This is a genomic window from Ktedonospora formicarum (assembly GCF_016587355.1).
In the GTDB taxonomy this organism is placed as follows: Bacteria; Chloroflexota; Ktedonobacteria; order Ktedonobacterales; family Ktedonobacteraceae; genus Ktedonobacter; species Ktedonobacter formicarum.
Genome location: NZ_BNJF01000001.1, coordinates 527,592 through 551,380, shown reverse-complemented (window position 1 = coordinate 551,380; position 23,789 = coordinate 527,592). Strand labels below are relative to the sequence as shown.

At 52.1% G+C, this 23,789-nt stretch carries 22 protein-coding genes; 14 read left to right on the top strand and 8 right to left on the bottom strand.

The window, feature by feature from the left end:
• The first annotated feature begins 79 nt into the window (after nucleotides 1-79).
• From K3T82_RS02490 to K3T82_RS48970, 3 genes are all read left to right on the top strand, one after another.
• The gene (locus K3T82_RS02490; protein WP_220191918.1) at nucleotides 80-874 is read left to right on the top strand and encodes an SDR family oxidoreductase; all 795 of its coding nucleotides are present in this window, start codon (nucleotides 80-82) and stop codon (nucleotides 872-874) included.
• Between the two features lie 147 nt (nucleotides 875-1,021).
• The gene (locus K3T82_RS48975) at nucleotides 1,022-1,735 is read left to right on the top strand and encodes an MFS transporter (protein WP_220191917.1); all 714 of its coding nucleotides are present in this window, start codon (nucleotides 1,022-1,024) and stop codon (nucleotides 1,733-1,735) included.
• Nucleotides 1,705-2,331: an MFS transporter gene (locus K3T82_RS48970; protein ID WP_220191916.1), complete on the top strand. Its 627-nt coding sequence runs from the start codon at nucleotides 1,705-1,707 to the stop codon at nucleotides 2,329-2,331. The genes K3T82_RS48975 and K3T82_RS48970 overlap by 31 nt, the downstream gene beginning before the upstream one ends.
• A gap of 64 nt (nucleotides 2,332-2,395) precedes the next feature.
• Here the strand turns inward: K3T82_RS48970 and K3T82_RS02475 are convergent, their stop codons facing one another.
• Nucleotides 2,396-3,268, bottom strand: a complete 873-nt coding sequence (locus tag K3T82_RS02475) for an SMP-30/gluconolactonase/LRE family protein (protein WP_220191915.1) — start codon at nucleotides 3,266-3,268, stop codon at nucleotides 2,396-2,398.
• A gap of 33 nt (nucleotides 3,269-3,301) precedes the next feature.
• Nucleotides 3,302-4,585, bottom strand: coding sequence for a GNAT family N-acetyltransferase (locus K3T82_RS02470; RefSeq protein WP_220191914.1), 1,284 nt, complete (start codon nucleotides 4,583-4,585; stop codon nucleotides 3,302-3,304).
• Nucleotides 4,586-4,843: 258 nt separating this feature from the next.
• Here K3T82_RS02470 and K3T82_RS02465 point away from each other — a divergent pair, with 258 nt between their 5' ends.
• The 3 genes from K3T82_RS02465 (at nucleotide 4,844) to glpD (ending at nucleotide 8,143) form a co-directional block, all read left to right on the top strand.
• Entirely contained in the window at nucleotides 4,844-5,233 is a 390-nt protein-coding gene (locus K3T82_RS02465) for a MerR family transcriptional regulator (RefSeq protein ID WP_220191913.1), read from the top strand.
• A 68-nt stretch (nucleotides 5,234-5,301) separates the two neighbouring features.
• Nucleotides 5,302-6,123, top strand: a complete 822-nt coding sequence (locus tag K3T82_RS02460; RefSeq protein ID WP_220191912.1) for an NAD(P)-dependent oxidoreductase — start codon at nucleotides 5,302-5,304, stop codon at nucleotides 6,121-6,123.
• Between the two features lie 295 nt (nucleotides 6,124-6,418).
• Nucleotides 6,419-8,143: a glycerol-3-phosphate dehydrogenase gene (gene glpD / locus K3T82_RS02455; protein WP_220191911.1), complete on the top strand. Its 1,725-nt coding sequence runs from the start codon at nucleotides 6,419-6,421 to the stop codon at nucleotides 8,141-8,143.
• Between the two features lie 95 nt (nucleotides 8,144-8,238).
• Here the strand turns inward: glpD and glpK are convergent, their stop codons facing one another.
• Nucleotides 8,239-9,729 (bottom strand): glycerol kinase GlpK, encoded by a 1,491-nt coding sequence (gene glpK / locus K3T82_RS02450; RefSeq protein WP_220191910.1) that lies wholly within the window; start codon nucleotides 9,727-9,729, stop codon nucleotides 8,239-8,241.
• 316 nt (nucleotides 9,730-10,045) lie between these two features.
• On the opposite strand from glpK, the gene K3T82_RS02445 reads away from it, so the two are divergent.
• The 5 genes from K3T82_RS02445 to K3T82_RS02425 are packed head-to-tail and all read left to right on the top strand — an operon-like array spanning nucleotide 10,046 to nucleotide 15,496.
• Nucleotides 10,046-11,347, top strand: coding sequence for a serine/threonine protein kinase (locus K3T82_RS02445; RefSeq protein ID WP_220191909.1), 1,302 nt, complete (start codon nucleotides 10,046-10,048; stop codon nucleotides 11,345-11,347).
• A complete protein-coding gene (locus K3T82_RS02440) occupies nucleotides 11,344-12,198 on the top strand; it encodes a WD40 repeat domain-containing protein (protein WP_220191908.1) in 855 nt (284 codons plus the stop codon). The genes K3T82_RS02445 and K3T82_RS02440 overlap by 4 nt, the downstream gene beginning before the upstream one ends.
• A gap of 37 nt (nucleotides 12,199-12,235) precedes the next feature.
• Nucleotides 12,236-14,419, top strand: coding sequence for a WD40 repeat domain-containing serine/threonine protein kinase (locus tag K3T82_RS02435; RefSeq protein WP_220191907.1), 2,184 nt, complete (start codon nucleotides 12,236-12,238; stop codon nucleotides 14,417-14,419).
• A gap of 27 nt (nucleotides 14,420-14,446) precedes the next feature.
• A complete protein-coding gene (locus K3T82_RS02430; RefSeq protein ID WP_220191906.1) occupies nucleotides 14,447-14,875 on the top strand; it encodes a cytidine deaminase in 429 nt (142 codons plus the stop codon).
• A gap of 51 nt (nucleotides 14,876-14,926) precedes the next feature.
• A complete protein-coding gene (locus tag K3T82_RS02425) occupies nucleotides 14,927-15,496 on the top strand; it encodes a fasciclin domain-containing protein (RefSeq protein ID WP_220191905.1) in 570 nt (189 codons plus the stop codon).
• Between the two features lie 176 nt (nucleotides 15,497-15,672).
• Here the strand turns inward: K3T82_RS02425 and K3T82_RS02420 are convergent, their stop codons facing one another.
• Both K3T82_RS02420 and K3T82_RS02415 read right to left on the bottom strand, forming a co-directional pair.
• Entirely contained in the window at nucleotides 15,673-16,329 is a 657-nt protein-coding gene (locus tag K3T82_RS02420; protein ID WP_220191904.1) for a nucleotide exchange factor GrpE, read from the bottom strand.
• Nucleotides 16,330-16,854: 525 nt separating this feature from the next.
• The gene (locus tag K3T82_RS02415; protein ID WP_220191903.1) at nucleotides 16,855-17,439 is read right to left on the bottom strand and encodes an HdeD family acid-resistance protein; all 585 of its coding nucleotides are present in this window, start codon (nucleotides 17,437-17,439) and stop codon (nucleotides 16,855-16,857) included.
• A gap of 433 nt (nucleotides 17,440-17,872) precedes the next feature.
• On the opposite strand from K3T82_RS02415, the gene K3T82_RS02410 reads away from it, so the two are divergent.
• Complete coding sequence (locus K3T82_RS02410; protein WP_220191902.1) at nucleotides 17,873-18,100, top strand: hypothetical protein; 228 nt, start codon at nucleotides 17,873-17,875, stop codon at nucleotides 18,098-18,100.
• Nucleotides 18,101-18,304: 204 nt separating this feature from the next.
• Here K3T82_RS02410 and K3T82_RS02405 read toward each other — a convergent pair whose 3' ends face one another.
• Complete coding sequence (locus tag K3T82_RS02405; protein WP_220191901.1) at nucleotides 18,305-19,171, bottom strand: aldo/keto reductase; 867 nt, start codon at nucleotides 19,169-19,171, stop codon at nucleotides 18,305-18,307.
• A 226-nt stretch (nucleotides 19,172-19,397) separates the two neighbouring features.
• On the opposite strand from K3T82_RS02405, the gene K3T82_RS02400 reads away from it, so the two are divergent.
• Together K3T82_RS02400 and K3T82_RS02395 are read left to right on the top strand one after the other, a co-directional pair.
• The gene (locus K3T82_RS02400; RefSeq protein WP_220191900.1) at nucleotides 19,398-19,664 is read left to right on the top strand and encodes a DUF6582 domain-containing protein; all 267 of its coding nucleotides are present in this window, start codon (nucleotides 19,398-19,400) and stop codon (nucleotides 19,662-19,664) included.
• A 387-nt stretch (nucleotides 19,665-20,051) separates the two neighbouring features.
• A complete protein-coding gene (locus K3T82_RS02395) occupies nucleotides 20,052-20,960 on the top strand; it encodes an MIP/aquaporin family protein (RefSeq protein ID WP_220191899.1) in 909 nt (302 codons plus the stop codon).
• Between the two features lie 111 nt (nucleotides 20,961-21,071).
• On the opposite strand, the gene K3T82_RS02390 is transcribed toward K3T82_RS02395, so the two are convergent.
• A complete protein-coding gene (locus K3T82_RS02390) occupies nucleotides 21,072-22,031 on the bottom strand; it encodes a GNAT family N-acetyltransferase (RefSeq protein ID WP_220191898.1) in 960 nt (319 codons plus the stop codon).
• Between the two features lie 28 nt (nucleotides 22,032-22,059).
• Nucleotides 22,060-23,676, bottom strand: coding sequence for a glycoside hydrolase family 3 protein (locus K3T82_RS02385; RefSeq protein ID WP_220191897.1), 1,617 nt, complete (start codon nucleotides 23,674-23,676; stop codon nucleotides 22,060-22,062).
• Nucleotides 23,677-23,789 lie beyond the last annotated feature (113 nt).

The following is a 23,789-nucleotide window of genomic DNA, read 5'->3' as shown; positions in this document are numbered from 1 at the left end:
ACAATGCTTGCCAGAGGGCGTATTGTAAACTTTTATGAGCCATAACTCATAAGATGTGTTAATGAAGAGAGGATATTGTATGGATCTAGGTTTAGGTGGGAAGGTCGCGCTAGTGCTGGCGGCGAGCAAGGGCATTGGTCGAGCCTGTGCGCGTGCCCTGGCACTTGAAGGGGTCTCCGTTGTAATGGGTGCTCGCGATTCAGAAACATTGACGCGCGCGGCACGCGAGATTGAGCAGGAGAGTGGTAGTCGAGCAGTGCCTGTGCCAACTGATGTGACCAGGGCTGAAAATATCCAGAATATTGTTGAGACAGCTATACGCAAGTTCGGTCGCCTGGATATTGTGGTTAATAATGCTGGTGGTCCTAAACCGGGTACCTTTGAGATGCTCAATGATGAACAGTGGCGCGCCGCGTTCGAACTTAACTTGATGAGCACTGTACATATTGTTCGTACGGTTCTGCCCCACCTACGCCGATCTGGTGAAGGGCGTATCATCAATATTGAAAGCACTTCGGTCAAGCAGCCGATAGATGGACTGGTGCTTTCCAACGCCGTGCGTTCAGGAGTGATCGGACTTGCGAAGACGCTCTCCGTCGAACTGGCGGAGGACAATATTACCGTCAATAATGTCTGCCCTGGGCGTATTCTGACGGATCGTGTTCGTCAGGTCTATCGCATTGATGAGAAGATTCAGGATGGGCTGAGCGAGGATGAGGTTCTTGCTAGTGTTGCCCGTGATGTGCCTATGAAGCGTCTGGGCGAACCCTCTGAATTAGCTGATCTGGTTACCTTCCTCGCCTCGCGCCGGGCCGCATACATCACAGGTACCACCATTCAGGTTGACGGTGGACTGGTGCGCTCCCTTCTCTAAAAAGCCTGTGCTATACAACCTCCCTGCATCCATGCATACAAAGGCACTTTATGGAAAATAGGCATTATAGAGGTATATAATGCAACATGGCGAATTTTAGCTATGAACTTCTATGAGCTTTGTGTGGATGGAAGGGGAGGAGATACTATGCGGAGGATTACCCTGCTAGGGCAGGGACAGCGCTGGCGGCGCATCGTCCCTATGGTAATGGTGACGGCTGCTCTCGCCGCCCTGGACCAGATCAATCTTAGTTTTGCTCTGCCGAGTATAGGTAAAGAACTGGCAATAGGCGCGACCCTGGTTGGCGTTGTGGGAGGCGTGTTGAGTCTGGGCGCGCTTCTCGCGCATGCGCCAGGTGGCTACTGGGTCTCGAAGTGGGGACCTAGAAGGATCGTTGCACTGGGATTGATAGCCTGGGGTGCCTTGGCGCTCGCCAATAGTGGCGTGCAGAATACAGCTCAATTGATGATAGTACGCTTTGTGCTCGGAGTCGTTGAAGGTATAACAACTCCCGCCCTTTTGGTGTTGCTATCACGCTGGTTTCCGCTGGTGGAGCGTGCGCGAGCGAACGCGTATTGGATGTTTTGTTTTCCCCTGGCTGCCCTGATTCTGAGACCGCTGATAGGCTGGTTACTGACTTTTACGACCTGGCGAACCCTCTTTCTGATTGAGGGCATCATTCCTCTGCTCTGGGTTCCCTGCTGGTGGCTCTGTATCGCGGATAAACCTGAACTGGCTCGCTGGTTACAGAAGGAAGAGCGAGACGCGCTGATCTACCAATTCGGGCGTGATGCGGCACATGATCGGGGCATAGGAGTGATTGGAGGCGGGTGGTCAAGAATTGGCGTGTGTGGCTATTAGGCATCGTGGCCTTATTAGTAATGGTCGGGGCGCGTGGCATGAGCTTCTGGTTGCCTGTGGTGCTTACCGGCGTTACACATCAGCATATTGGTCAGGTGGGCTTGATCGCGATGGTACCCTCGCTCGCAGGTATCATTGGGCTATACATCAATGCTACCCATTCTGATCGGAGGAAGGAGCGCCAGCAGCATGTCATCATACCGCATTATCTGGCGGCTTTTGCGCTGCTCTCTGCTGGGATTGTTGTCCTGGCAAATCAAAACTTAAGTATTGCGTGTCTGGTAATCGCGGAAGGCTGTATGATGGCGGCTGGCGGTGTCTTCTGGACATTGCCTACCCTTATCCTGGGGAGTCAGACCCTGGGTATCGGGCTCGGCGTAATTGGCTCCATAGGGTGTATCGGTGGTATTGTTGGCCCTCTGTTTATGGGGGTGATTATGTCAAGCAAAGATGGCGTGCATGGAATCAGCTTGCTCATGGGTTTTGTGGGTCTGACGCAACTTCTGGCTGGCGTCATTGTCGCCTCATTGCGTCTGGAGGCGCGCGAGCGCTCTACCACTGTCTCGGTGCCCTTCGCGCAAGGTCAGGAGATCTGACATCTTGAAAGGAGAGTGCCCAGGAGGGATATCTCTCTCCTGGGCATTCTTTTGCTGCTCTGTTTTAGCCTGCGAACTTGTAGCGGGGGAACCCCTGAACGTCGCTCTGATAATGGAAGAGATCACCTGAAAGAGGTTGTTGGGAAAGCTGTTCGAGCGTGAGTTCTTCCCGTGCGCTGGTAATGTAGAGATCCGTGAGTGTCGGACCTCCGAAGCAGCATGCAGTGGTATGGAGCGCCGGAACTTGTAGCGTGCGATCAACTCTGCCGTCAGGAGTATAGCGTACAACGCAGGCGCCATCCCAGTGCGCGCTCCAGATATAACCCTCACTATCGACGGCGAGGCCATCAGGCTGTGGAATCTCGTCTGGAAGTTGTATAAAGGGGCGACGATTGGTGATGGAACCGCTAACGGCGTCGAAGTCATAGGCATAGATGACGCGCCGGGGCGAATCAGTATGATACATGATCGTGTTGTCTAAGTTCCAACCAATACCATTAGAGGTGCCAATGTTTGTTGCCATGACGTGGAGAGAGCCATCGGGATCGAGGCGATAGAGTGTACCAGAGTTCATATCGCCAATCGTACTCATGGAACCAGCCCAGAAGCGCCCGGCGCAGTCAATCGCCCCATCATTGAAGCGTACATCAGTGAGATGCTCAAGCGGACGGGCAATATACTCTAGTTTCTGCTCTTGCGCGTTCCAGACGGCAAATCCGTCGCGAACGACCATTACGATTCCGCCTTGCTGGCGAAAGCCAAGCACACACACTGGTATGCCTACATTGAAGCTCGTATGCTGTCCACTTGCTGTCTCCAGGCGATGAAACCGCTTGCCCACGATATCTACCCAGTAGAGCGCTTGCTCGTCTTCATTCCAGAGTGGTCCCTCTCCCAGAGAATCCTGGCAGGCGAGAAAGTGTTCTGTGTCAATCATCGGATGACCCTCCTCTTGCTGCTGTACTATCGGCTAGAACCAGTCGCTAAAGCTGATCCATGGATCCCCTGCTGGGAAGAGTATCTCAAGCGCGGATTGGGCCGCGACTGGTAGGGCTTGTGGATGTTGGGCGAGTACCCAACTAAGTGGGCGATACCCAAAGACCAATTGTATAAAGTTCTGCGGTGAGCACTGGAAAGTGATAGTCTCGGATGAAACATTTGTGCTGATATCTAATTCACCGCCTGCGATACTCAGCGTGATACTCTCATCGCCAATGACGAAGTGTAGTTCTCCCGACCAGTTCGCCAGGGAGCGCTGCCAACGTGCTTGCAACTCAGGTTTCAAGGCGTTGAAGAATGTGGGAAGATGGACGAAGCGCCCCATCCATCCCGCGAAGCGATGATGGTATTGAGATGAGCGTATGCCCCCCTCCTCAGCGGGATGGCGCCATTGTGAGGTGTCTGGAACTTCAAGATTGTCGATGGCACGGTACAGTTCGGTAGAGGTTGGAGGGAGATGATAGGTGTGGGTCGCGGGCTCCTCCCCTCCAGTACTCAGTCGTGCATGCTCCTGCATGAGCGCGAGTTGTGCTGCCCAGGTATCGGCGGCAACCTCTACCACCTGTGTCTTGTCGGGTTCGCGTGAGGAGATAAGATAGCCTTCCACCACACCAGTAGGCGATGTCGCGAGCAGGACAACGTTCTTGGAAAAACGATTACGTAACAGAAATTCCTGGACCCCAGTCGAGCGTTCAAAGCCGCCTGTGTAATGACCAAGGCGGCGTGTATAAAGATCGCGTATAGTTTGGGCGTCTTCCGAGGTCGCACGTCGAACAGTGTGAGTGCTTGCAGGTCGCGCCAGAATCGCCGCGCGGTTGATCGCATAGGTGCTAACATCAAAAATATCAGTATAGCCGAAGCGATAGTAGAATTTAGGAATACCATCCAGCAGCAAGAGGCTATGGCCCTGTTCCTGGGCGAACTGAATCGCATCATGCATCATTGCGCTTGCGATCCCTTGTTTGCGTGCCTCTGGATCGGCTACTACCATTCCAATACAACCAGTAGAGATACGAGCCTCACCAATACGCAGAATCGACTCGCCGAGAATATAGCCGCCGCGTTGTGTGTCATCGCGGAAGGCTCCACGCAGTTGTAGTGCGCGAAAGTCAGGTCGTGTGATGGCGACTTGGCTCCACTGCCTGGCATTTTCGGGATCAGGGGCCTGCGAAAATGCCTGATCGGCCCAGATATATTGCTGCTCAATCTCTTTCTGCGTCGCGAGTGGGCGAACAACAATAGGTGACGAAACCATAAAAGGATATACCTCCATGAAATAGGCTGCCAGTTTGTTCCCCCTGGCGCTAGTTACCATCAGCGTAGCACCGAGAGTCCCATGGCGTCAAACAATGTTTGGTGCTTATATATGTTGGCGTAGAGCTTTCGCCTGCTAGCTGCAGGCTGCTCCTCTCTCCACTCTGCGGATGTGATGTATAGATTTGGGATCTTGACATTCCTGGCCTAAGCGTCTATGCTATAAACATGACGTTAACGTAACATTTGAGGATGAGCCATGAATGATCGCATGCGCATAGGTGATTTGACGGAACGAGCTGGTGTAACACCGCGCACCGTCCGATATTATGAAAATATAGGATTGCTTCCTCCCGGTGAGCGTGAAGGCCACGGGCAGCACTATTATACGGAGGAGACGCTAGCTCGTTTGCGCAAAATCGATCAGTTAAAGAAGCTTGGCCTCAGTCTGGATGAAATACGTGATGTCATCGACCTGTATTTCACTGACACCAGTGGGATACAACCAAAACAGAAAGTCCTCACTATCCTGCGCCAACATCTTGCTGAGACGGATCAGAAGATCGGCGCATTACAGCAATTTCGCACCGATTTACAGGCCCATATCGAGCGCTTTGAGCGCTGGTTAGAGGCCCAAGAACAACTCTAATTTTTTTACGCCAAACATAACGTTAACGTCATGTTTGGCGTAAAACTTCAGTCAGGAGGATTGAAAAAATGAATGACGCGATTGGATTTATCGGGCTTGGCCGTCTAGGTCTGCCCATGGCTACCAATCTCATCAAGTCCGGATACCCTCTTAGGGTGTATAACCGCACGGCGAGCAAGGCCGAATCGCTGGTTGCTCAAGGGGCGCAATTGGCTGGAACACCGGCTGATGTAGTAGAGACTGGCGGGGTTATCGCGAGCATCGTATGGGATGACGCCGCTTTGGAGAGTATTGTGATGAGCGATGGCTTTTTGGAGCGCCTGGGGGCAGGTGGTATTCATCTTTCGATGAGTACTGTATCGCCTGAAATGTCAAAGAAGCTCGCGGCTATTCATGCTCAACATGGTAGCACCTATGTTGAGGCACCCATTTTTGGTAGACCCGAGGCCGCAGTCGCTCATCAACTCTGGATTCCCTGCGCGGGTCCGCAGCACGCCAAAGAGCGAATCCAACCGCTTTTGAAGGCGATGGGAGGGCAAGGGATCTTCGATTTTGGTGAGGAGATTGGGGCGGCATTGCTTGTGAAGCTCGTTGGCAATTTCCTGATCATTTCTGCGGGTCACTCTTTAAGGGAAGCCCTTGCGATGGCAGAAAAGAACGGCGTTGATCCAAGAGCGGTTGTGGATATGCTGACACAAACGCTCTTTGATGCACCCATCTATCGAAGCTATGGCAAGATGATTGCAGAGAAGAATGCACCTTTCGGTCAAAGTAAGATTCCGCTTAAGGATATTGGTCTCTTCAAAAATGCGGCTCAACAGGTGGATTCATCCACGCCCCTCGCCAGCTTTTTGTACGATCTCTTGAGTAGCGATGGCGCAAGAGCATAGCTTCTTCCTTTGATCAATACTATCCATGTTTTCTAAATAGAGGGTGGAATGTGAACGATTCCGGAATCGTTTGCGCCGGAGAGGTATTATGAACGATTCCGGAATCGTTTGCGTCGGAAAGGAAATGTGAACAGTCCTGGCTTATTGTGAAGGTAGATGGAATGTGAACGGCCCTGGCATCATATAATAAAATGGCATTGTGAACAGTTTTGTAATTGGAGCGGTTGGGGAGGACTGTTAGTGAACAAGGAATTAGAAACAGAGAACACAAAAAGTCAGGAGAGAAAGAAAAGGCATGAACATAGCATCTCCTCTCAAGCAAATTGAGGACGAGTTGTTTGATGTCATTGTTATCGGAGGAGGGATCGTCGGGGCTGGCATAGCGCGAGATGCTGCCTTACGAGGCTTGAAAGTGGCTCTCTTTGAGAAAGATGACTTCGCCGCAGGCACCTCTTCAACTTCAACGCGCCTCATTCATGGTGGATTGCGGTACCTGGAGATGTTCGATTTCGGTCTGGTCCGGCAAGATCTAGGTGAGCGCGAGATCCTTTTGCGCATTGCCCCGCATCTGGTGAATCCGCTACGCTTCGTCATTCCCATGTGGTCGCGCAGCCTTTTTTATCGGCTCAAGCTTAAGATTGGCATGATACTGTATGATCTGCTCTCCTATGATAAGACGCTGCCGAATCATAGTTTCTGGAGCCGCGAAGAGACTCTTAAGCGTGAGCCATTGCTCAATCCCGATGGTCTACAGGGGGCGCTTAGTTACTTTGACGCGCAGGTACCTTCTACTGAACGTCTGGTGATGGAGAATATCCTGGACGCGCGCGATCATGGTGCATCTATCTGGAATCATACTCGGGTTATCGATGTTGTGCGCGAGGGGAATGATATCAAAGGCGTGAAGGTAGTGCATGAACGAAACGGTGAGGCGCGAGAAGTCCGGGGACGCCTAATAATCAACGCGGCGGGCCCCTGGTTGGATAGCCTGGTCGGGACACTACTTCATAAGCCGAGTCGTCGGGTGCGTATGACGAAAGGGATACATTTTACCTCTCCACCTGCTAGTAATCATGCCCTGGTGCTCTTCGCGCGCAAGGATGAGCGCCTCTTTTTTGTTATTCCCTGGCAGGGGTATGCCTGGGTAGGCACTACCGATACCGATTATGATGATTCTCCCGATCTGGTACGTGCGAATGGAGAGGATGTTGATTACCTGCGTGATTCGGTAGAAAGCTTCTTGCCGAACGCGGATTGGCAGCAGGTTTACTATACGACGGCGGGGCTGCGAGCGCTGGTACGTAAAGAGGGGGTGAGCGAATCGGAGGTTTCACGCAAGCACGCCCTGGTTGATTATGCCAGCACAGATGGCATAAATGGCATCATGGCCGTTGTGGGTGGAAAGATTACTGCTTATCGGGACATCGCTGAAGATACGGTCAATCTAGCCTGTGCTAAATTGGGCCTGAAGATACCTTCACAAACCGCCAGTGTACCTTTACCGGGAGCGCGCCTGGATGTGAAGACCAGGGGGCATGATGAGAGTCTGCGCGCTATGCGCGATTTGCTCTACAAAGATAGTGAGGGTCTGGATATCAGCCATGAGCAGATCGATCACCTGATGAGCCTGTATGGCATGAGCGCACAGCACATTCTTTCCCTGGTACGGCAACAGCCAGAGCTTGGTAGGCGTATTCACCCCAACTATCCAGACATTGTAGCGCAGATCTATTACGCCGTCGCACATGAGTACTGTGCGGACGTGGATGATTTCCTGATGCGTCGCACGATGCTGGGATTTACTCAGGATCAAGGCGCGGCGGCTCTCGCTCCTATTCTTGATGTGATGGATATGCTCTGTGAGTGGTCTGACGAGGAGCGGTTGATACAGGAGCAGAGGTACGAGAAGGAAATCGCCAAGAGCCAGGCTTTTCGCCAGGAATTGAAAATCACCCCCAACGAAGCGGCGAATGAGGCGCGGTCTGTTGCCTCATCGGAGCCGCATGTTCTTGACGACTAGAATGAGAAATTGCATGGATGCTAAAGTGTTATCACGTCCTGGGAATCTGACTGTCAGGGTCCCAGGACGTGATAATGTGATGGGTAGTTGTTTGCCTATTGCTCCCAGTGTAGGGAGCGTTCTACGGCTTTCTTCCATCCAGCATAGAGTTGTTCTCGCAGGTCTCTTCCCATCTGAGGCTCAAAGGTCTGATCAATGGCCCAGAGCGCCGCGACTTCCTGCGGACTTTTCCAGAAGCCGGTGGCGATGCCAGCCAGGTATGCTGCACCCAGCGCGGTCGTCTCGGCGACCTTCGGGCGCTGGACCGGCACGCCAAGAATATCGGCCTGGAACTGCATTAATGTGTTGTTGACCGCCGCGCCTCCATCGACGCGCAGTGCTTTGAGATCAACGCCGCTATCGGCAACCATTGCTTCCAGTACATCGCGTGTCTGATAGCTCATGGATTCAAGCGTGGCGCGTGCGATATGCCCCATGGTGCTGCCACGGCTTAGGCCAACGATGGTGCCGCGAGCATAGGGGTCCCAATAGGGCGCGCCCAGACCTACAAAAGCCGGGACGAGGTACACACCACCGTTATCGGAGACGGTATTCGCGAGCGCCTCTACATCGTCGCTACTCTCAATGGCTTTCAGGCCGTCGCGTAGCCACTGTACTGCGGCTCCTGTCACGAAGATGCTCCCCTCAAGCGCGTAGGTGGTTTGCTCTCCCAGTCTCCAGGCGATAGTCGTCAGGAGACCATTCTTCGATGATACTGCCTCCGGGCCTGTGTTCATGAGCATAAAGCTTCCCGTGCCGTAGGTATTCTTCGCCATGCCTACTTCATAGCAGGCTTGTCCAAAGGTCGCGGCTTGCTGGTCGCCCGCGATACCCGCGATCTTGATTGGCTTGCCAAAGAACTCGGGATCGGTCTCGCCATACACTTCGCTAGAAGGGCGCACTTCAGGCAGCATCGCGCGTGGGATGCCTAGCTCTTTGAGGATAACATCGTCCCAATTGCCCTCATGAATGTTATAGAGTAAGGTACGGGAAGCGTTGGTCGCGTCTGTGATATGTACGCGACCGCGCGTGAGTCGCCAGATCAGGAAGGTATCGACATTCCCAAAGAGAACATCGCCGCGCTCCGCCTTCTCGCGCACACCTTCAACATTATCGAGAATCCACTTGACCTTGGTGCCTGAAAAATAAGCGTCAGTCACCAGCCCTGTACGCTTGTGAATCTCAGTATCAAAGCCTTTGGCTTTGAGTTCATCGCAAATAGGAGCGGTCAGGCGGCTCTGCCAGACGATAGCGTTGAATACGGGCTTACCGCTGGCTTTTTCCCAGACCAGGGCGGTCTCCCTCTGATTGGTAATACCAATAGCTGCGACATCGTCAGCCGAGGCCCCTGCTTTTTGTAAGACCTGTTGCGCTACGTTTAGCTGGCTTGTCCAGATATCCTCTGGATTGTGTTCTACCAGTCCAGGGGCTGGATAGATCTGAGGAAACTCTTGCTGCGCTACCTCTACAATCGAGCCACTATGATCAAAGAGGATTGCGCGTGAGCTTGTTGTTCCTTGATCGAGAGCCAGTACATATTTAGCCATAAGGACACTCCTCTGCTTTTTAGTGATAGACATCAATGCAACACTATATATGTGGGCGTCACTGCCCATAGCAATTTGCAAAAGGTGCTGTTATTATATCCTGTCTCTGAAGATTCTTGTATAGTCGCGCCTCTGAATTGATGTTCGTGTTTGTATTTGTGAAAATAGTGATATTCATTGGGTTGTAGTCCGATATTCACGTTACCTAAAGAGGTAGGATATGAGACCATTAAGTATTCTCTAGCGTCTATAATTGTGCATATATGTGCGTCTATGGAAATTATTTATCTTATTTGGCTAGAGGGCAGATGAATCGATGAAAATGTATGGAGAGCAGGATGCCCCATCACTTGTTGGTAAGTTGCTTGGAAACTATCGCCTGATCAGGCTCTTAGGGCGAGGTAGTTCCGCGATGGTATATTTGGGAGAGCATCAACATTTGCGGGTGCAGGCCGCGATTAAGGTATTGCATACACATTTGCTGAAGAGTGAGATACAACGTTTTGAGGCGGAGGCGCGCACTATTGCCCAGCTAGAGCATCCCAATATTGTGCGCGTGCTTGAGGGTGGGGTGGAAGGCGATGTGCCGTACCTGGTGATGGAGTATGCTCCTCATGGGACATTGTTGCAGCATTATGAGCAGGGGCGAAGGTATGCGCCTCAGGTAGTCTTGCCACATGTCTTACAGATCGCTGGGGCGCTCAGCTATGCACATCAGCGACGCATTATCCATCGTGATATAAAGCCTGAGAATGTCTTGCTTGGCCCGAAGCAGGAGGCATTGCTCAGTGACTTTGGTCTGGCGGTTGTTGCGCACAACACGCGCTCGCAGCAGATAGAGGAGGTCGCGGGCTCGCTCTATTATATGGCACCGGAAGTCATTGAGGGGTATCCCCGTCCCGCGAGTGACCAGTATGCCCTGGCTGCCCTTATCTACACCTGGCTGCAAGGGGCTCCCCCTTTTGTGGGTACCTTCCGCGAAGTCGCGTCCCAGCATCTTTCGGCTCAGCCTGTTCCACTTACGCAGCATGTACCGGGTCTCGCGCCTCAGATAGCGGACGTTATCCAGCGAGCGCTGGCGAAAGATCCGCACCAGCGTTTCCCAGATATAATAGTATTCGCCAAAGCCTTTGAAGCGGCGTGTCAGGGTGTCTCTCTGCCCTATGATGCTGGCTATCGGGCTAAGGTAGAGCCTTCTCTCCCCGCCCGGCAAGCGGTTGGCCCGGTTACGCCAGAAGTGACATTGCCTATTGAGCCAACTACTCAGAATATCCCGGCGCGTGGTCTATCGCGCAGGATAGCTCTGGGCGCGATGGCAGCAACGATAGTAGGAGTCGCCGCGCTAGGGGGAGGAGCCTGGTGGGTATGGGGGCGAAAGGAAACGCCGTCGATTGTCAAATCCATTCAGCCCACAGCGACGCAGACTATAAAACCAACCACTGTGCCCTCGAAGCCCTTTGGTACGCAGCTTCTTGTCTTTAATGGGCATGGGATTGATCCTAAAGGGAGCGACCCCAATCGTATCTCAGCGCTCGCCTGGTCTCCAAACAACAAGTTGCTTGCCTCAGCTGATAGCACGCGTGTCCTTGTTTGGGGGCTGAGAATGGGAAGATTGTGAACGAATACAAAGAGCACCAGGAAGCTGTTACTAAGCTTGTCTGGTTGGACAATGAGACCATTATATCCGCGAGTGGTGCCGCATCGACGATTGATAAGGGGCAAGTGAGCCATACTGTACGGGTGTGGAAGGCGAAAGATGGCACGACCATAGCAAATTATGCGACCCCTGAAGGGACTGTGCCTTTCTCCTGGTCACCAGATGGAAAGCGAATTTTGAGTGTCGAGAGGACGATTGATGCCAATGGGATAGCTGAGTTGGGCCTGGTCAATCAGGAAGTCTGGGAAGCGAGTACGGGTAAGGTACTCGCAATTCATCAGGGGCAATTCCTGATGAGTAACATTGATTTTGCCTGGTCGCCGGATGGCAAATACATTGTCACAACATCGAGCATGGGTGGTGGTGCGGGTGCACCACCCGAGGATTTTCGTATAGACGTGTGGGAAAGTGCAAGCGGGCAGGGTGTCATTACAAATCCAGCTGGTGAGCGCGATGGGATCTGTGTGAGCTGGCAGCCAAAGGGGATGTGGGTGGTGTCGGGACATGTTGACGGCTATGCGCGCATCTGGGAGGCGTTAACTGGCAAGCAAGTTCAGATTTTTCAACCAGGAAACGGAAGTGTGCTTGCGCTAGACTGGTCGCCAGATGGCAAACGTATAGGCGCTTCAATTGGCTCCTTCCAGGCGCTAGGATACCCAACGGATATCAGCGTATGGGACATTGAGCAGAAGAAAGTGCTTGGTATCTATGAAAAGCATTCTAATTATGTGCGTTCATTGAAGTGGTCACCAGATGGAATGCGTATGGCCTCAACAGATTCTACAACTGTTCACATCTGGCAGGCCGCATAGGCTATCGAATTGTGTCCGTGGTATATGGGAGTAACTTGTGGCAATTGACTATGTTAGCCGTCGAATTGGAAACTATCAACTGGAACGATTGATTGGGCGAGGTGGCTTTGCATCAGTTCACCTGGGCCGGCATGTTTATCTTGGCAACCAGGCGGCAATCAAGATTATACCCACATCTCTCACAAAGGAGAACCGGGAGCTATTTCTTCAGGAGGCTCAGATGCTGGTGCGCCTGGACCACCCAGGCATTATCCGAGTCTTAGAGTTTGGCATTGATGAGCAGGGAGAAGCAACTTATCTGGCAATGCAATATGCCGCGCAAGGCACTGTTCGCCAGCGTTACCCACGTGGCAGCCGCTTGCCTCTGACGGTAGTGCGTGCTTATATTGAGAGTATCGCATCGGCTCTGTATTACGCGCATGAGCGCAAGATTGTTCACCGCGACGTGAAGCCAGAGAACTTGCTATTGAGCAAGGAAGGCAAGGTTCTTCTGAGTGACTTTGGTATTGCCGTCGTTGCCAGTAGTGCGCGTCTAGGCTCTAATGTAGAGAATGTTGCAGGCACGCTCTCGTACATCGCGCCTGAGCAGTTGCAGGGAAGCCCGTGTACTGCAAGTGACCAGTACGCGCTAGGGATTGTCATCTATGAGTGGCTGTGTGGACGCACTCCGTTTCGAGGTTCCTCAACAGAGATCATGGCGAAGCACCTGTTTGCTACGCCCCCCTCGTTGCGCAAGCTCATATCTAATATGCCAGAAGAACTGGAGCAGGTAATCATACGAGCACTGGCGAAACAACCCAATGCGCGTTTCGCTTCTGTGAAGGCGTTCGCCGATGCCTTTCTATGGGCCAGTGAGGGCATAAGTGAGTGGAATGTCGCGGACGGAGGAGCGGAGGACGATGATGCTGCCCATATAGATTATGGCACTGTCTTTGGGCAATCCTTCACGGATATTTCAAGCACCCCACCCTCTTCAGCACATCCTCCTGTGAATGCGCCCCAACAGGCGGCCCTCATGAGCCAGAAGACCCTCACGCTAGAAGCGCGTGACAAGCCTCGCCCGACGCGTCGCGCTCTGCTTGCGGGTGGCGCGGGATTGGCGGCAGCACTGGGAGCGGGGAGTGTGGGTGGGCTGTGGTACTGGCATGGAATAAGTGCATCGTCTACCAAGAATCCTCCAAAGAGCGAGCCGCCTACAAAACCTCCTCTCACGGGTGACATGGTCTACGTCTACCGACGAGCGCGCCAGAGTGTGGATGAGGCCCTCTGGCTACCAAATAGCAAGCGAGTGTTGACACTTCTTGATAACAGTGATATTTATGTTTGGGATGCCGAGAGCGGCGCGCATGAACAATTAATCTTTCCTGGCCCAAAGTATCGGGGAGAAGTAGTGCTCAAGGAGAATTCACCTGTAGGGCTCTCCCCTGATGGTACGCAACTCGCGCTTGTGACAACTGATGGTGTGCTAATAGGATCTCTGGGCGCTGACACATATGATACGCTTACCAATCCTGAATACCTGATCGCGCTCTGGTGGGCTCCCAGAGGCTCAATGCTGGCAGTGTTGAGCGAGCAAGGGTTTGAGCTGTGGGATACGCAAGCTCGCAAGAAAGTCTATGTTAGCGATTCGGACTTATTATCAAGCATATTGAATAACCCAAAGCGGATATGTTGGTCACCGGATGGTAGGTCTATTGCTTCTATGACCACTATCGTTACTGTAGATGATTCGGTCATTATCTGGAGCGCTGAGGCGGGGAGCTATGGTGAGCGCATCGCGGCCCTGGAGCGGGTAGGAAGTTCTGTGCAGGCATTAGCCTGGTCGCCGGATGGAAAGCAGCTTGTGATCTCACAAACGCGGGAAAGTCTCCAGGTTTGGGATATCGCAAGCCGCGCGCCTGCGTTTACCTGTGAGCAAGGTGGGCTAGGCCCTGAAATAATCTCCTGGTCGCCCAACGGAGATTATGTACTTGGGGCGGCAAGCTCATCACAGAATAACGGACTGAAAAAGGATACAAACCTGTATGTTTGGCGTATGCGTAAGAGCCAGGAACATCGTCCGGGCAGCCTTTTGAAAACGTATAAGGGGCATCAACAAACGATTCTTACCGCGTCCTGGTCTTCAGATAGTCGCTATATCATTAGCGGAAGTGGTAGGGGAGAATACCCTGACAATCAGGTAATTGATGCTAGTGCCCGTATCTGGCGTGTGCCCATTTAGACGAAATGCTAGAAGGAAGCAATATTTATGAAACTTGATCAGCGACTGATCGATGCTGCTATTCACCTGATGAATACCCGCTTTCCTCAGGATGAGGATGCAGGCGCTGCCGCTATGTACACGGAGACAGGAGAAATTCTCACCAGCGTATCGCCTGACATTCCCAACGGAGCTGCGGCATTGTGTCATGAAACAGGAGCTATTTGTGAGGCATACAAACGGGAGCAGAAAGTAACGGCTTCAGTTTGTGTGTACAGGGCTGCCAACTCCTCTGATGTGCTGATTCTTGCTCCTTGCGGTATCTGTCAGGAGCGCCTGTACATGTGGGGACCTAGTGTGGAGGTTGCGGTTGCAGATCCTCAGGATGCCCGCAAGTGGATCGCGAAACGCCTTGACGAAGTTCAGCCTCATTACTGGGCCAGGGTTTTTGCCGAGCAAGATGGAAAGTCCTGGTAACTTTTCGTAAGCATCATTCGTGCCCTCGATGAGCCTGAAGGCTAGTTCCTGATGCAGAAAGGAAGGGTCGAGTGTACGATGGTCAAAGTCAGCGATATCTTGCGCGAGCGCGTCTATCCGTATAGTTATCAGGAGATTGATTCACTAGCAAGAGCTGTAGGGTGGGAAGCTCTTTTGGAAGGTGATACCCAGATCACCCTGTTTGCGCCTAATGACTTTGTGCTTAACAAGTTAAAAACGACCAACGAGTTTGATATGCTCAGGCATATCACGCTACTCAACCAGCTTGTGCAGTTCCATATTGTTCCTGTGCGTCTGACTGTGGAAGATATGCGTGCTGAGGCACGCGCGGAAGGTACAAGCACGCTTCAGCTTCAGGTGGAGTCGGGGCGTCTATTAACAGTTGAGGTTGGGGCGCAGATACTTATAGGAGGTGTGGCTATCGTCGAGCCTGATATGCTTGCGGACAACGGTGTTGTGCATGGTTTGGATGGCATTCTCGTGCCACCGGGAATGAGCCTGGATGAATTTGAGAAACCCGCCGAGAGTCAATCAGCTACCATATATAGTCCAGATGAATTTGATAGATTCTGGCCGAATGGGACATTCCAGGCTGAATAGTGTCTTTATATGTAAAGCAGTGTGGGATACTTTGCCACTCTAGGATGGCAAAGTATCCCACACTGCTTTATGTGGAGCTGTGATCGTGTTGCATCGTTTATTATGGATATAGTGTCAATGAGTACTGACGATGCGCGACCCGAGCTAGATTATATGCCATAAATCCATTTGGCTCGTTATTGTCCCTGACCATTGGTAGCGGGGCCTGCCACAGTGACCTGTGCCGGTCGTATGATGCGTTCGCCAAGAGCATAGCCGGGGCGGAAGACCTGGACAACCGAGCCTTCAGGCTGATCGGGACGTGGCTCCTGCATTAATGCTTCATGCCATTGAGGATTGAAGGGTTCACCAGGAGTACCTATCTGGCGCAAGCCAAGCTGCTGTAAGGTCGTATTGAGCTGACGCGCGGCGATCTGGATACCTTGCGCCCAGGGATTCTGAGCCAATTCGGCTGGCATAACGAGCATGGCGCGCCCCAGATCATCGAGTACAGGCAGAAGTTGTTCTAAGAGCTGGGCCTGAGCTTGTGCCCGACTATCGGTTTGCTCCTGTGCTGCGCGGCGTTTGAAGTTCACAAAGTCAGCCTGGATACGCTGGCTCATATTTAAATACTCACCTGCCTGGCGTTGGGCATCGGCTAGTTCGCGCTCGAGTGCCGCAACTTCGGGTGCTGGGTAATCACCATTGGCTCCTTGCTCTCCCTGTCCAGCCACAGCCTCAGTACGCATTGTGGGCTGATCTGAGACATCCTTGTTCCCTTTAGATTTCTCCTGGGTCTTGGCCTGTTTGGGCGAAAGAAACTGATTACCCTTTATGAGCGGCTTTTGCTCCATGGACTACTCTCTCCTTTTTATAGTGCGCTTCTATATCATTAATTGTAAGGCTTTATGTGAAAACCAGCACGCTGCCATGCCCCTGCATGGGGTTGTGACTAGTGCGCACTCCTTCCCGAACCCCTGAGCGCTAGCTGCCGCTGAGACAGCGTTGGGGATCGTATCAAGAAGAGCGCATTCCGGTTTTCTAATAGGAGTAATACGATTTATACGCAAACCAACACCTCCATCTCGGCGAACGTGAACCTCTTCTATGAAAACCGGAGTGCTCTCAGCCATTCAAGCTGCGTTGGTTTGCGTATAAACCGGAGCTTGCTCCGGTTTTCATAGAAGAGGGATAGGAATTTGGCTAGTTTACCCCGTCACACTTCAGTCCTTCTTATTGCCAGGTAACAGCGTTGTGGTTCAGAGTGTATGGTGAGGCTGGCTCCTGATTATCTCAACTTACCATATACCCTGGACCCCGAAGCGTTTCGGGTGCTGAAACTTCTTCCACGTGTCATACCTGAATATTTGTATGGCTGGCTATACACGACTAGGGGTTCCAGTGCTGGGTGCGCGCCGTTGAAATGAGCGTGCAATCAGAACCAAACCCCAGACAATGGCATAAATGCCAATTAACCAGACAATGGTTAACAGGCCTGCGCCTGGTTGGGCGAAGAGAAGAATGCCTAGCACAATAGAGAGAGCGCCTGCTATTCCCATAGCCCATTCTGATTCGGCGGGTCTACGGCCAGAAAAGGCATTAATCAGTTCGAAAATCCCCGTCAAAATGGCCCAGGTCGCAATTAGGAAAAGCAGTGCCACCGCCGTGAGACCAGGAGATGAGAAGGCGATGATGCCGATGGCGATCCCAATCAGCCCTTCAATGAAAATGACCCACCAGTAACGGGTATAGCGACGACCCTGGAATGACGCGATTACCGCGAATATGCCATCAACCAGGACGTAGGCCGCGAATAGGTAGATCAGTATAAAGAGTGTTAAACCAGGCCACACCAGGGCTGCTATACCAAAGAGTATAGCGATGATACCACGGATTGCCATCCATATGGTGCTCTGTGGCGCGGTAAACGAATCTTGCTGTGCCGGGCGTCCCCATCGTTGCATGTGTGTTTCTCCTCACTAGTATAATACTGCATTCGCTGCCTGAAGTGAGACTTTCTGGCAACGAAGAGGAGAAATAGATACTCCTCTTATACTAGCATGCCTTACTAGTGAAAGCACAACTGAAGTATGGAGGAACCGCAGCATTGCCGGAGTTATGGCCTGATTTCCCATAGCATAATGGGCCAACGTTAGATGCGTCTATGGAAAGAATCGATATATTCTATGATACAGACTGGTTATACAGTACATTTCAGGCGAAAATTGCCTGGCAGAGTATTCCGCAAAGCGAGAAAATTCGTTATAGTAGTAATGTGTGGTTCATAAGTTTTTGTGTGTGGCTTATGAACAAAGCCGAAGTTAATGATGTGTCTGTTCTTGTTGTGTGATAGGCAACGACCGCCCATCACAACAAAAGTCAAAGAGGAGTTTTGTCATGGACAATAAGGCACAAGAATGCGTTCGTATCGGTCGCTACCAGTCTTGTTTGGAGAATGGTCAGCTGAAGCTGTACTACCATCAGGTTGGAGATCCCAATGGTTTCTACGGCACTATGGACGCAGAAGAGATGCTGGGGTTACTTAATCTCCTGTCACGGCACAAGGAAGACATCTACCAGGCCGTAAACGCGAAGGAGAACAGTCGTTACGCGATTGGTCACTAGATCTAATTTGAAAACCATAGTCGCTTACGCGCTCAGGTTTTCAAATTAGGCAGTGAATTGGGTACTAACAAGAGGAAAGAGGATCGGCGCGTTAAGTGTGTGGCGTGCTGATCCTCTTTCCTTTGCAATATTTGCCCCGATAATTATTCGCCAATGCCGCCTGAGCGGCAGCTAGCTTTGCTCTGGTTGGTGGAAGGCTGGCCCTTAAACAAAGAGGGGTTCCATACCCAGGCGTGAAACCATGGATTGCATCGCTTCATCAGCGGGCTTGCTCGCTGTCTCAAAGCGACTGGCTGCATCCAGTACACGTGGAAGGAGCGTTATATCTCCAACGGTATTTAGGAAGATACCAGGTTGGCTGAGCGCCCAATGGACGGCACGATCGATATCCTCCTGCTCCGTGAGTGGTGCATACCAGGTGTTATGCGTATGTTCGCGTTCCATGTATGGGCGATAGGCGATTGATTTGATGGTCTGTACCGCAACCTGACGCTGCTGGCAGGTCGCGAGCAACGCCTGAAAATTCTCTGCATAATAGGAACTTTGCATCGTGACGAAATTATAAGGGAGCAGTACCGAATCGAAGTCGAAGCGCTCCAGGCTACGCCGGTGTGTTGCCGCAATCTGCAAGCCATGTCCGGTTACGCCGATAGCGCGAATCAATCCCTCTCGCTTGGCTTCAATAGCCGCCTCAATAACTCCTCCTGGGCTCAGCGCAATATCCCATTCGATAGGATCAGCCAGATTGTGCAGTTGCCAGAGATCTACATAGCTGACTTCCATGCGCTCAAGAGAGCGATGAAGCTCTTCACGGGCTTTTTGGGCTGTGCGCTCGCCTGTTTTTGTCGCCAGGAAGAAACGTGAGCGATGCTGCTTTAGCCAAGGAGCAAGGCGTAGTTCCGCGTCTCCATAGCTTGCAGCCACATCAATGTGATTTACGCCGTAGCGCAGGAGAGTTTCGAGAGTCTGATCTGCCTCATCCTGAGTGACTGAACCAAGGGAGGCGGCTCCAAAAATCGTGCGTGTGCTCTCATGACCAGTGCGGCCAAAAGGAAGTGTAGGAATTGCCATAATGCTTGCACCTTTGCTATAAATTTCAGAGTTGGCAATGCGTAACGAAAATTAACCTCTTGTCGTGAAGACGGTAGGGTCAACAAAAAGGTAACAGGCAAGCAGTGGGATGTCAAGATCGAAGTGGAATGATTAAAGCTGCTCAAAGAGATTCTCATGTGGAGGAAAGGTTGCCAGTGTAAAAGTTGACCCGGACACAAATTACCGCAGAAAGGACCGTCGTGCTATGAGCAAATTATCCGAGAGTGACAAAGACAAGCTTCCAGAAAGTGTTTTCGCCTTCCCTAAAGAGCGTAAAGAGCCGCTCGTAGATGCCCGCCATGTACAAGAGGCAATCGCACGCTTCGATCAAGTTCAGGGCGTTACGAACGATGAGCGTGATGAGGCATGGCGACGTATAAAGAGCGCGGCTCGTCGTTTTAATGTCGAGTCGCATGAGAGTGACTGGCACGACTTGTTTGAGCATAATTTCCGCGAAATTCCACGTGATTGAGAACTGAGACGGAATTTATACAATTGGTCTGAATGAAGGAGCAGTGGGAGTATCTTGAAAAGGATGCTTCCACCGCTCCTTCATTGTTGAGTAAGATGGAAAAGTATGGATATCTGATTATACTAATCGCATGGTGCATGCAGTCCTGAGCGTGCGGTTGGGCTTTCTTGGTCCTTTTTAAGAGCGCATGCAGGCCTATGCGCTCTTAAAACAGTGTTCAGAACGTTTGAGCCATTTAGTAAACGCCTGAAATAGATCAAGACTTCTGAATCCTGCTAGTGATTGTGTATTTTCTTCAGGCTTTTTGGTAGATACCGAACAGCACTTTGTTCTTATGTAGAAACAACCTGATGTTAGCCATTTTAAATGAAAGGAAAAGGAGGAATTATGGCGAATCGTGTTGCATCTCCCACATATTCGCTCGCTGGGGTACGCGGTGAGGCGCTTGCCGAATTTTTTGGCACGCTAGTACTAGTGCTTTTTGGTGACGGTGCTGTAGCATCATTTGTCTTGTTCCGGAATATTCCATTGGAAAATATTCCATTTGCTCATACCTGGCCTGTAGTTTTCCTCGGATGGGGTTTCGCGCTTATGCTGGGTATCTATGTCGCGGGGGCGGTGAGTGGTGCTCATCTAAATCCGGCAGTGACGTTGAGTCTGGCAACCACAAAGCGCTTTCCCTGGAATAAGGTCTGGCAATATATCGTGGCTCAGATGCTAGGAGCATTTGTGGCAGCGGCAATCCTCTTCTTCATTTATCGTGGAGCCATCAATCATACTCTTGGGACGTCCCAGATTAACTCCGGCAATATCGCGAAAATTGGTAACGTGTTTTATACGAGCAAGCAGGACTTTGTCGGGACGTTTGGCGCATTTTGTACCGAGGCCCTGGGGACCGCTCTCCTGGTTGGAATGATTATCGTGATTTTAGATCGGCGTAATCAGCCAGTGCAGGCAAATCTGAATCCACTGATTCTGGGCCTATTACTCGCAGCAATAGGTGCATCCTTTGGCTTGAATACTGGATTCGCGGTCAACCCTGCTCGTGATTTTGGCCCGCGTTTGTGGATGGCGCTGGCAGGTGGTGGGTTAGGAGCGCTCAATAGTTATACATGGGTGCCGCTGCTCGCGCCTATCGTGGGAGGCCTTATCGCCGCCTTTGGCTACGACTATATACTTGGTCATGTCCTGGCGGCACGTGAGGCGAAAAGCACAAGTGAGGCCAGCGCCCGAACCGCTGAACCGGCAGTTGGCGTGGGCATGCGTGGGCGTAGATTGCGCAAGCCTGAGCGCTAATATAACAGTGAGAAGAGAGGGGGATTCTCACCCTCCTCTCTTTTATTGTGCTCAGGAATGGGGGGTACGGTGCTGGCTAAAGCGCAGCGCCTTGTATAGCGTGGTTTACTGCTAATCCTTGTTGTCGAATGTGCGCCAGATAGGATAATATGTGCGCCATATCTTATAGCCTAATTTGCCATAGAATTCGGTCAGGACAAGCCAGTCGATATAGCAGTTGCGGACTCCACGTTGTTTGAGAATCTCGCAAGCATACGCGACAATACCGATACCGATGCCGCGACCACGTTCAGATGCCGCGACCCCAACTGATCCGATAGAGCCCGCGTTTTCACCGAGAAGCCCTTGCCAGATCACGTCGGTACGTTGGGGATGTGAATGCGGACTTGACATAATGAGTGAGCCGACAACGCGTTCTCCATCGAAGGCGATGAGCAGATCTTGCAGGTCGCCCATCTCCGCGAATTGGCTGAAATACTTTGACCAGTTATAGAACTCGCGCTCCTCAAATTGTTTGAGAGCCTCGATGGTTTCCGGTGTTGCGGTCGCGAAACGGATACCCTCTTGCCGCATTCGCTCAACGATTTTCTCTGGCAATGTAAAGTCGCCCAGGTCGCGTACCATATCGTACACAGGCTCTTCAGGTTGCCAGCCCTTGCGCTCAAAAAAGCTCATGACCTGGAGATCATCAGGAACGCCGCACCAGAAACGCGGATAGATGCTCCCAAGTTGCACTGTGCTAACTTGCTGCTCTCTGAGGTAGGTCAGAGCGGCATCGTGGAGCGTGCTTCCCAACCCCTGCCTCTGACGCTGAGGGGTGACCAGGAGAAGAGCAAGGTGCCCCACATGGTCGCTCCCACGCAGGCTCTGATAGGTGGCGACAAAGGCGATTATTTCCTCGCCGTCGCGTATGAGCAGGTGATGAGCCTGTGCCCCCGTGATGATCGTCTTGATGTGCTCGGCACTGAGCGGCCATTGCTGACCGATGGCCTCTTGCCAGAGCGCGACAACTCCTGGCAGGTCGCGCTCTTCGTCAAAGCGTTCTATGGCTGTATCATTTAGCTTAGTCATAGCGTGTGGCCTTTCTTATGCCGGTGTATTATCCGCGCTCATGTAGACCGGTCAGGCTGACGGGAAGCTTGCCCCGCGCGCTTTGTGTTCCGTCGAGGATCGCCAAAGCAGACTCAAAGGCTGGCAATGTGTATTCATAGGTGACCAGGTAGGTTCCCAGGTCAGGGTAGGCCAATAAATCATACGGATTGTGAACCGCGATGCCGATTATGGGCTTCTCCTGCTCCAGCAGGCGCTTCACGAAATTGCCCTGTGGCTGATAGCGATTGGCATTGACAGTAATGACCACAAGAGCAGTGCTGGCCGCAATCGCTTCTGAAAGCTGTGCCGCGACGGCTTCGCTAGCCTGGCTAGGTACCGCTATGACCTGGGCTGAGGGGTAATGCGCCTGAATGGTCGCGCGTAGCGCCTCAAGCGCGGGATAGCGGTCGGCGGCAAGCGTCGCGTTCTCGGTTTCGGGAAAGAGGAAGAGGGGGGCTTGAGCATATTCGCCCGAGAGGGGAATGAGATGGTGATTATCGCGCACAAGCGTGGTTGAGCGTGCATAGGCGTCATGACTCAGCTCAAGGTGCGCAGGTGAGTCAATCTGTTGCAGGTTCTCGTCCCTGGGCAGGTCCTCCCATGAGAGGTAACTGGCTTTGAGTTGTAGCACGCGCTCTGCTGCCGCCTCGATCTGTGCTGCCGAGAGTTCGCCTGCCGCCACTGCTGCCATCACTGCTTCTAGAGCGCCCTTTTGCCGTTGATAGGTATGGGAGACGAGCACAATATCGACGCCTGCCTGAAGTGCCAGGACCGCGCCACGCTCAGTCCCAACCGTATTCGCCAGCGCATCCATCTCCATACAATCGGTAGTGATAACGCCACCAAAGCCCAAACGTTCACGTAACAGGCCCGTCACGATTTCAGGAGAGATGGTCGCGGGTAACATCTCCTGTGTCATCAACTTCGGGAGATTGATGTGCGCGATCATGATGGAGTCGGCTCCATTGGCGATACCAGCGCGGAAGGGAACGAGTTCAACCGCTTCCAGGCGTGCAAGATCATGCTCGATAACTGGGAGAGCTTTGTGAGAGTCGACCGCTGTGTCGCCATGACCGGGGAAATGTTTCAGATTGGTGATGACCCCAGCCTCCTGAAAGCCCTTGATAGCGGCTGTAAGGTGTTGTGAGACGCGCTGAGGATCTTCACCGAAGGAGCGCACGCCAATAACAGGGTTCGCGGGATTATTGTTGACATCGGCGACGGGAGCCAGGTTCATATTGATACCCAGGGCCTTGAGTTCCTCGCCTGTGGCATGAGTGATCTCGTAGGTCTTCTGCTCAGAATCGATAGCTCCAAGCGCCATATTGCCGGGGAATGTCGTGGCATGGCGACCAAAGCGGCGTACCATCCCGTTTTCCTGGTCAATCGAAATAAGGAGAGGGTAGGGATGTCCAGCTTCTCTCGCGATGTGCTGGAGTTCATTGGTAAGCCGTTGTACCTGTGCCGCGCTCTCGATATTGCGTGCAAATAAAATAATGTTTCCAATACGATAATTTTGAATGAGATCAATGATCTCTGGTGTTGGGGTTGTTCCAGTGAAACCAGCGGAGATCAGTTGCCCGATCTGGTCTTCAAGCTTCATGCCTTGAGTATAATCAGACATGTGTACCTGTTCCTTTCTGTGCCAGGCTTGGTGATCCTTCAACATTGAATGAGCTATACAATCATAGTATCGCATGTATAAATAAAAGTGCCAGAGCATTATTTACTCTGTTT

Excerpts from the sequence above, each read along its gene's own strand:
- K3T82_RS02490 (WP_220191918.1), top strand. The coding sequence starts at position 80 with ATGGATCTAGGTTTAGGTGGGAAGGTCGCGCTAGTGCTGGCGGCGAGC.
- K3T82_RS48975 (WP_220191917.1), top strand. The coding sequence starts at position 1,022 with ATGCGGAGGATTACCCTGCTAGGGCAGGGACAGCGCTGGCGGCGCATC.
- K3T82_RS02475 (WP_220191915.1), bottom strand. The coding sequence starts at position 3,268 with ATGATTGACACAGAACACTTTCTCGCCTGCCAGGATTCTCTGGGAGAG.
- K3T82_RS02470 (WP_220191914.1), bottom strand. The coding sequence starts at position 4,585 with ATGGTTTCGTCACCTATTGTTGTTCGCCCACTCGCGACGCAGAAAGAG.
- K3T82_RS02465 (WP_220191913.1), top strand. The coding sequence starts at position 4,844 with ATGAATGATCGCATGCGCATAGGTGATTTGACGGAACGAGCTGGTGTA.
- K3T82_RS02460 (WP_220191912.1), top strand. The coding sequence starts at position 5,302 with ATGAATGACGCGATTGGATTTATCGGGCTTGGCCGTCTAGGTCTGCCC.
- glpD (WP_220191911.1), top strand. The coding sequence starts at position 6,419 with ATGAACATAGCATCTCCTCTCAAGCAAATTGAGGACGAGTTGTTTGAT.
- glpK (WP_220191910.1), bottom strand. The coding sequence starts at position 9,729 with ATGGCTAAATATGTACTGGCTCTCGATCAAGGAACAACAAGCTCACGC.
- K3T82_RS02445 (WP_220191909.1), top strand. The coding sequence starts at position 10,046 with ATGAAAATGTATGGAGAGCAGGATGCCCCATCACTTGTTGGTAAGTTG.
- K3T82_RS02430 (WP_220191906.1), top strand. The coding sequence starts at position 14,447 with ATGAAACTTGATCAGCGACTGATCGATGCTGCTATTCACCTGATGAAT.
- K3T82_RS02425 (WP_220191905.1), top strand. The coding sequence starts at position 14,927 with ATGCAGAAAGGAAGGGTCGAGTGTACGATGGTCAAAGTCAGCGATATC.
- K3T82_RS02420 (WP_220191904.1), bottom strand. The coding sequence starts at position 16,329 with ATGGAGCAAAAGCCGCTCATAAAGGGTAATCAGTTTCTTTCGCCCAAA.
- K3T82_RS02415 (WP_220191903.1), bottom strand. The coding sequence starts at position 17,439 with ATGCAACGATGGGGACGCCCGGCACAGCAAGATTCGTTTACCGCGCCA.
- K3T82_RS02410 (WP_220191902.1), top strand. The coding sequence starts at position 17,873 with ATGGACAATAAGGCACAAGAATGCGTTCGTATCGGTCGCTACCAGTCT.
- K3T82_RS02405 (WP_220191901.1), bottom strand. The coding sequence starts at position 19,171 with ATGGCAATTCCTACACTTCCTTTTGGCCGCACTGGTCATGAGAGCACA.
- K3T82_RS02400 (WP_220191900.1), top strand. The coding sequence starts at position 19,398 with ATGAGCAAATTATCCGAGAGTGACAAAGACAAGCTTCCAGAAAGTGTT.
- K3T82_RS02395 (WP_220191899.1), top strand. The coding sequence starts at position 20,052 with ATGGCGAATCGTGTTGCATCTCCCACATATTCGCTCGCTGGGGTACGC.
- K3T82_RS02390 (WP_220191898.1), bottom strand. The coding sequence starts at position 22,031 with ATGACTAAGCTAAATGATACAGCCATAGAACGCTTTGACGAAGAGCGC.
- K3T82_RS02385 (WP_220191897.1), bottom strand. The coding sequence starts at position 23,676 with ATGTCTGATTATACTCAAGGCATGAAGCTTGAAGACCAGATCGGGCAA.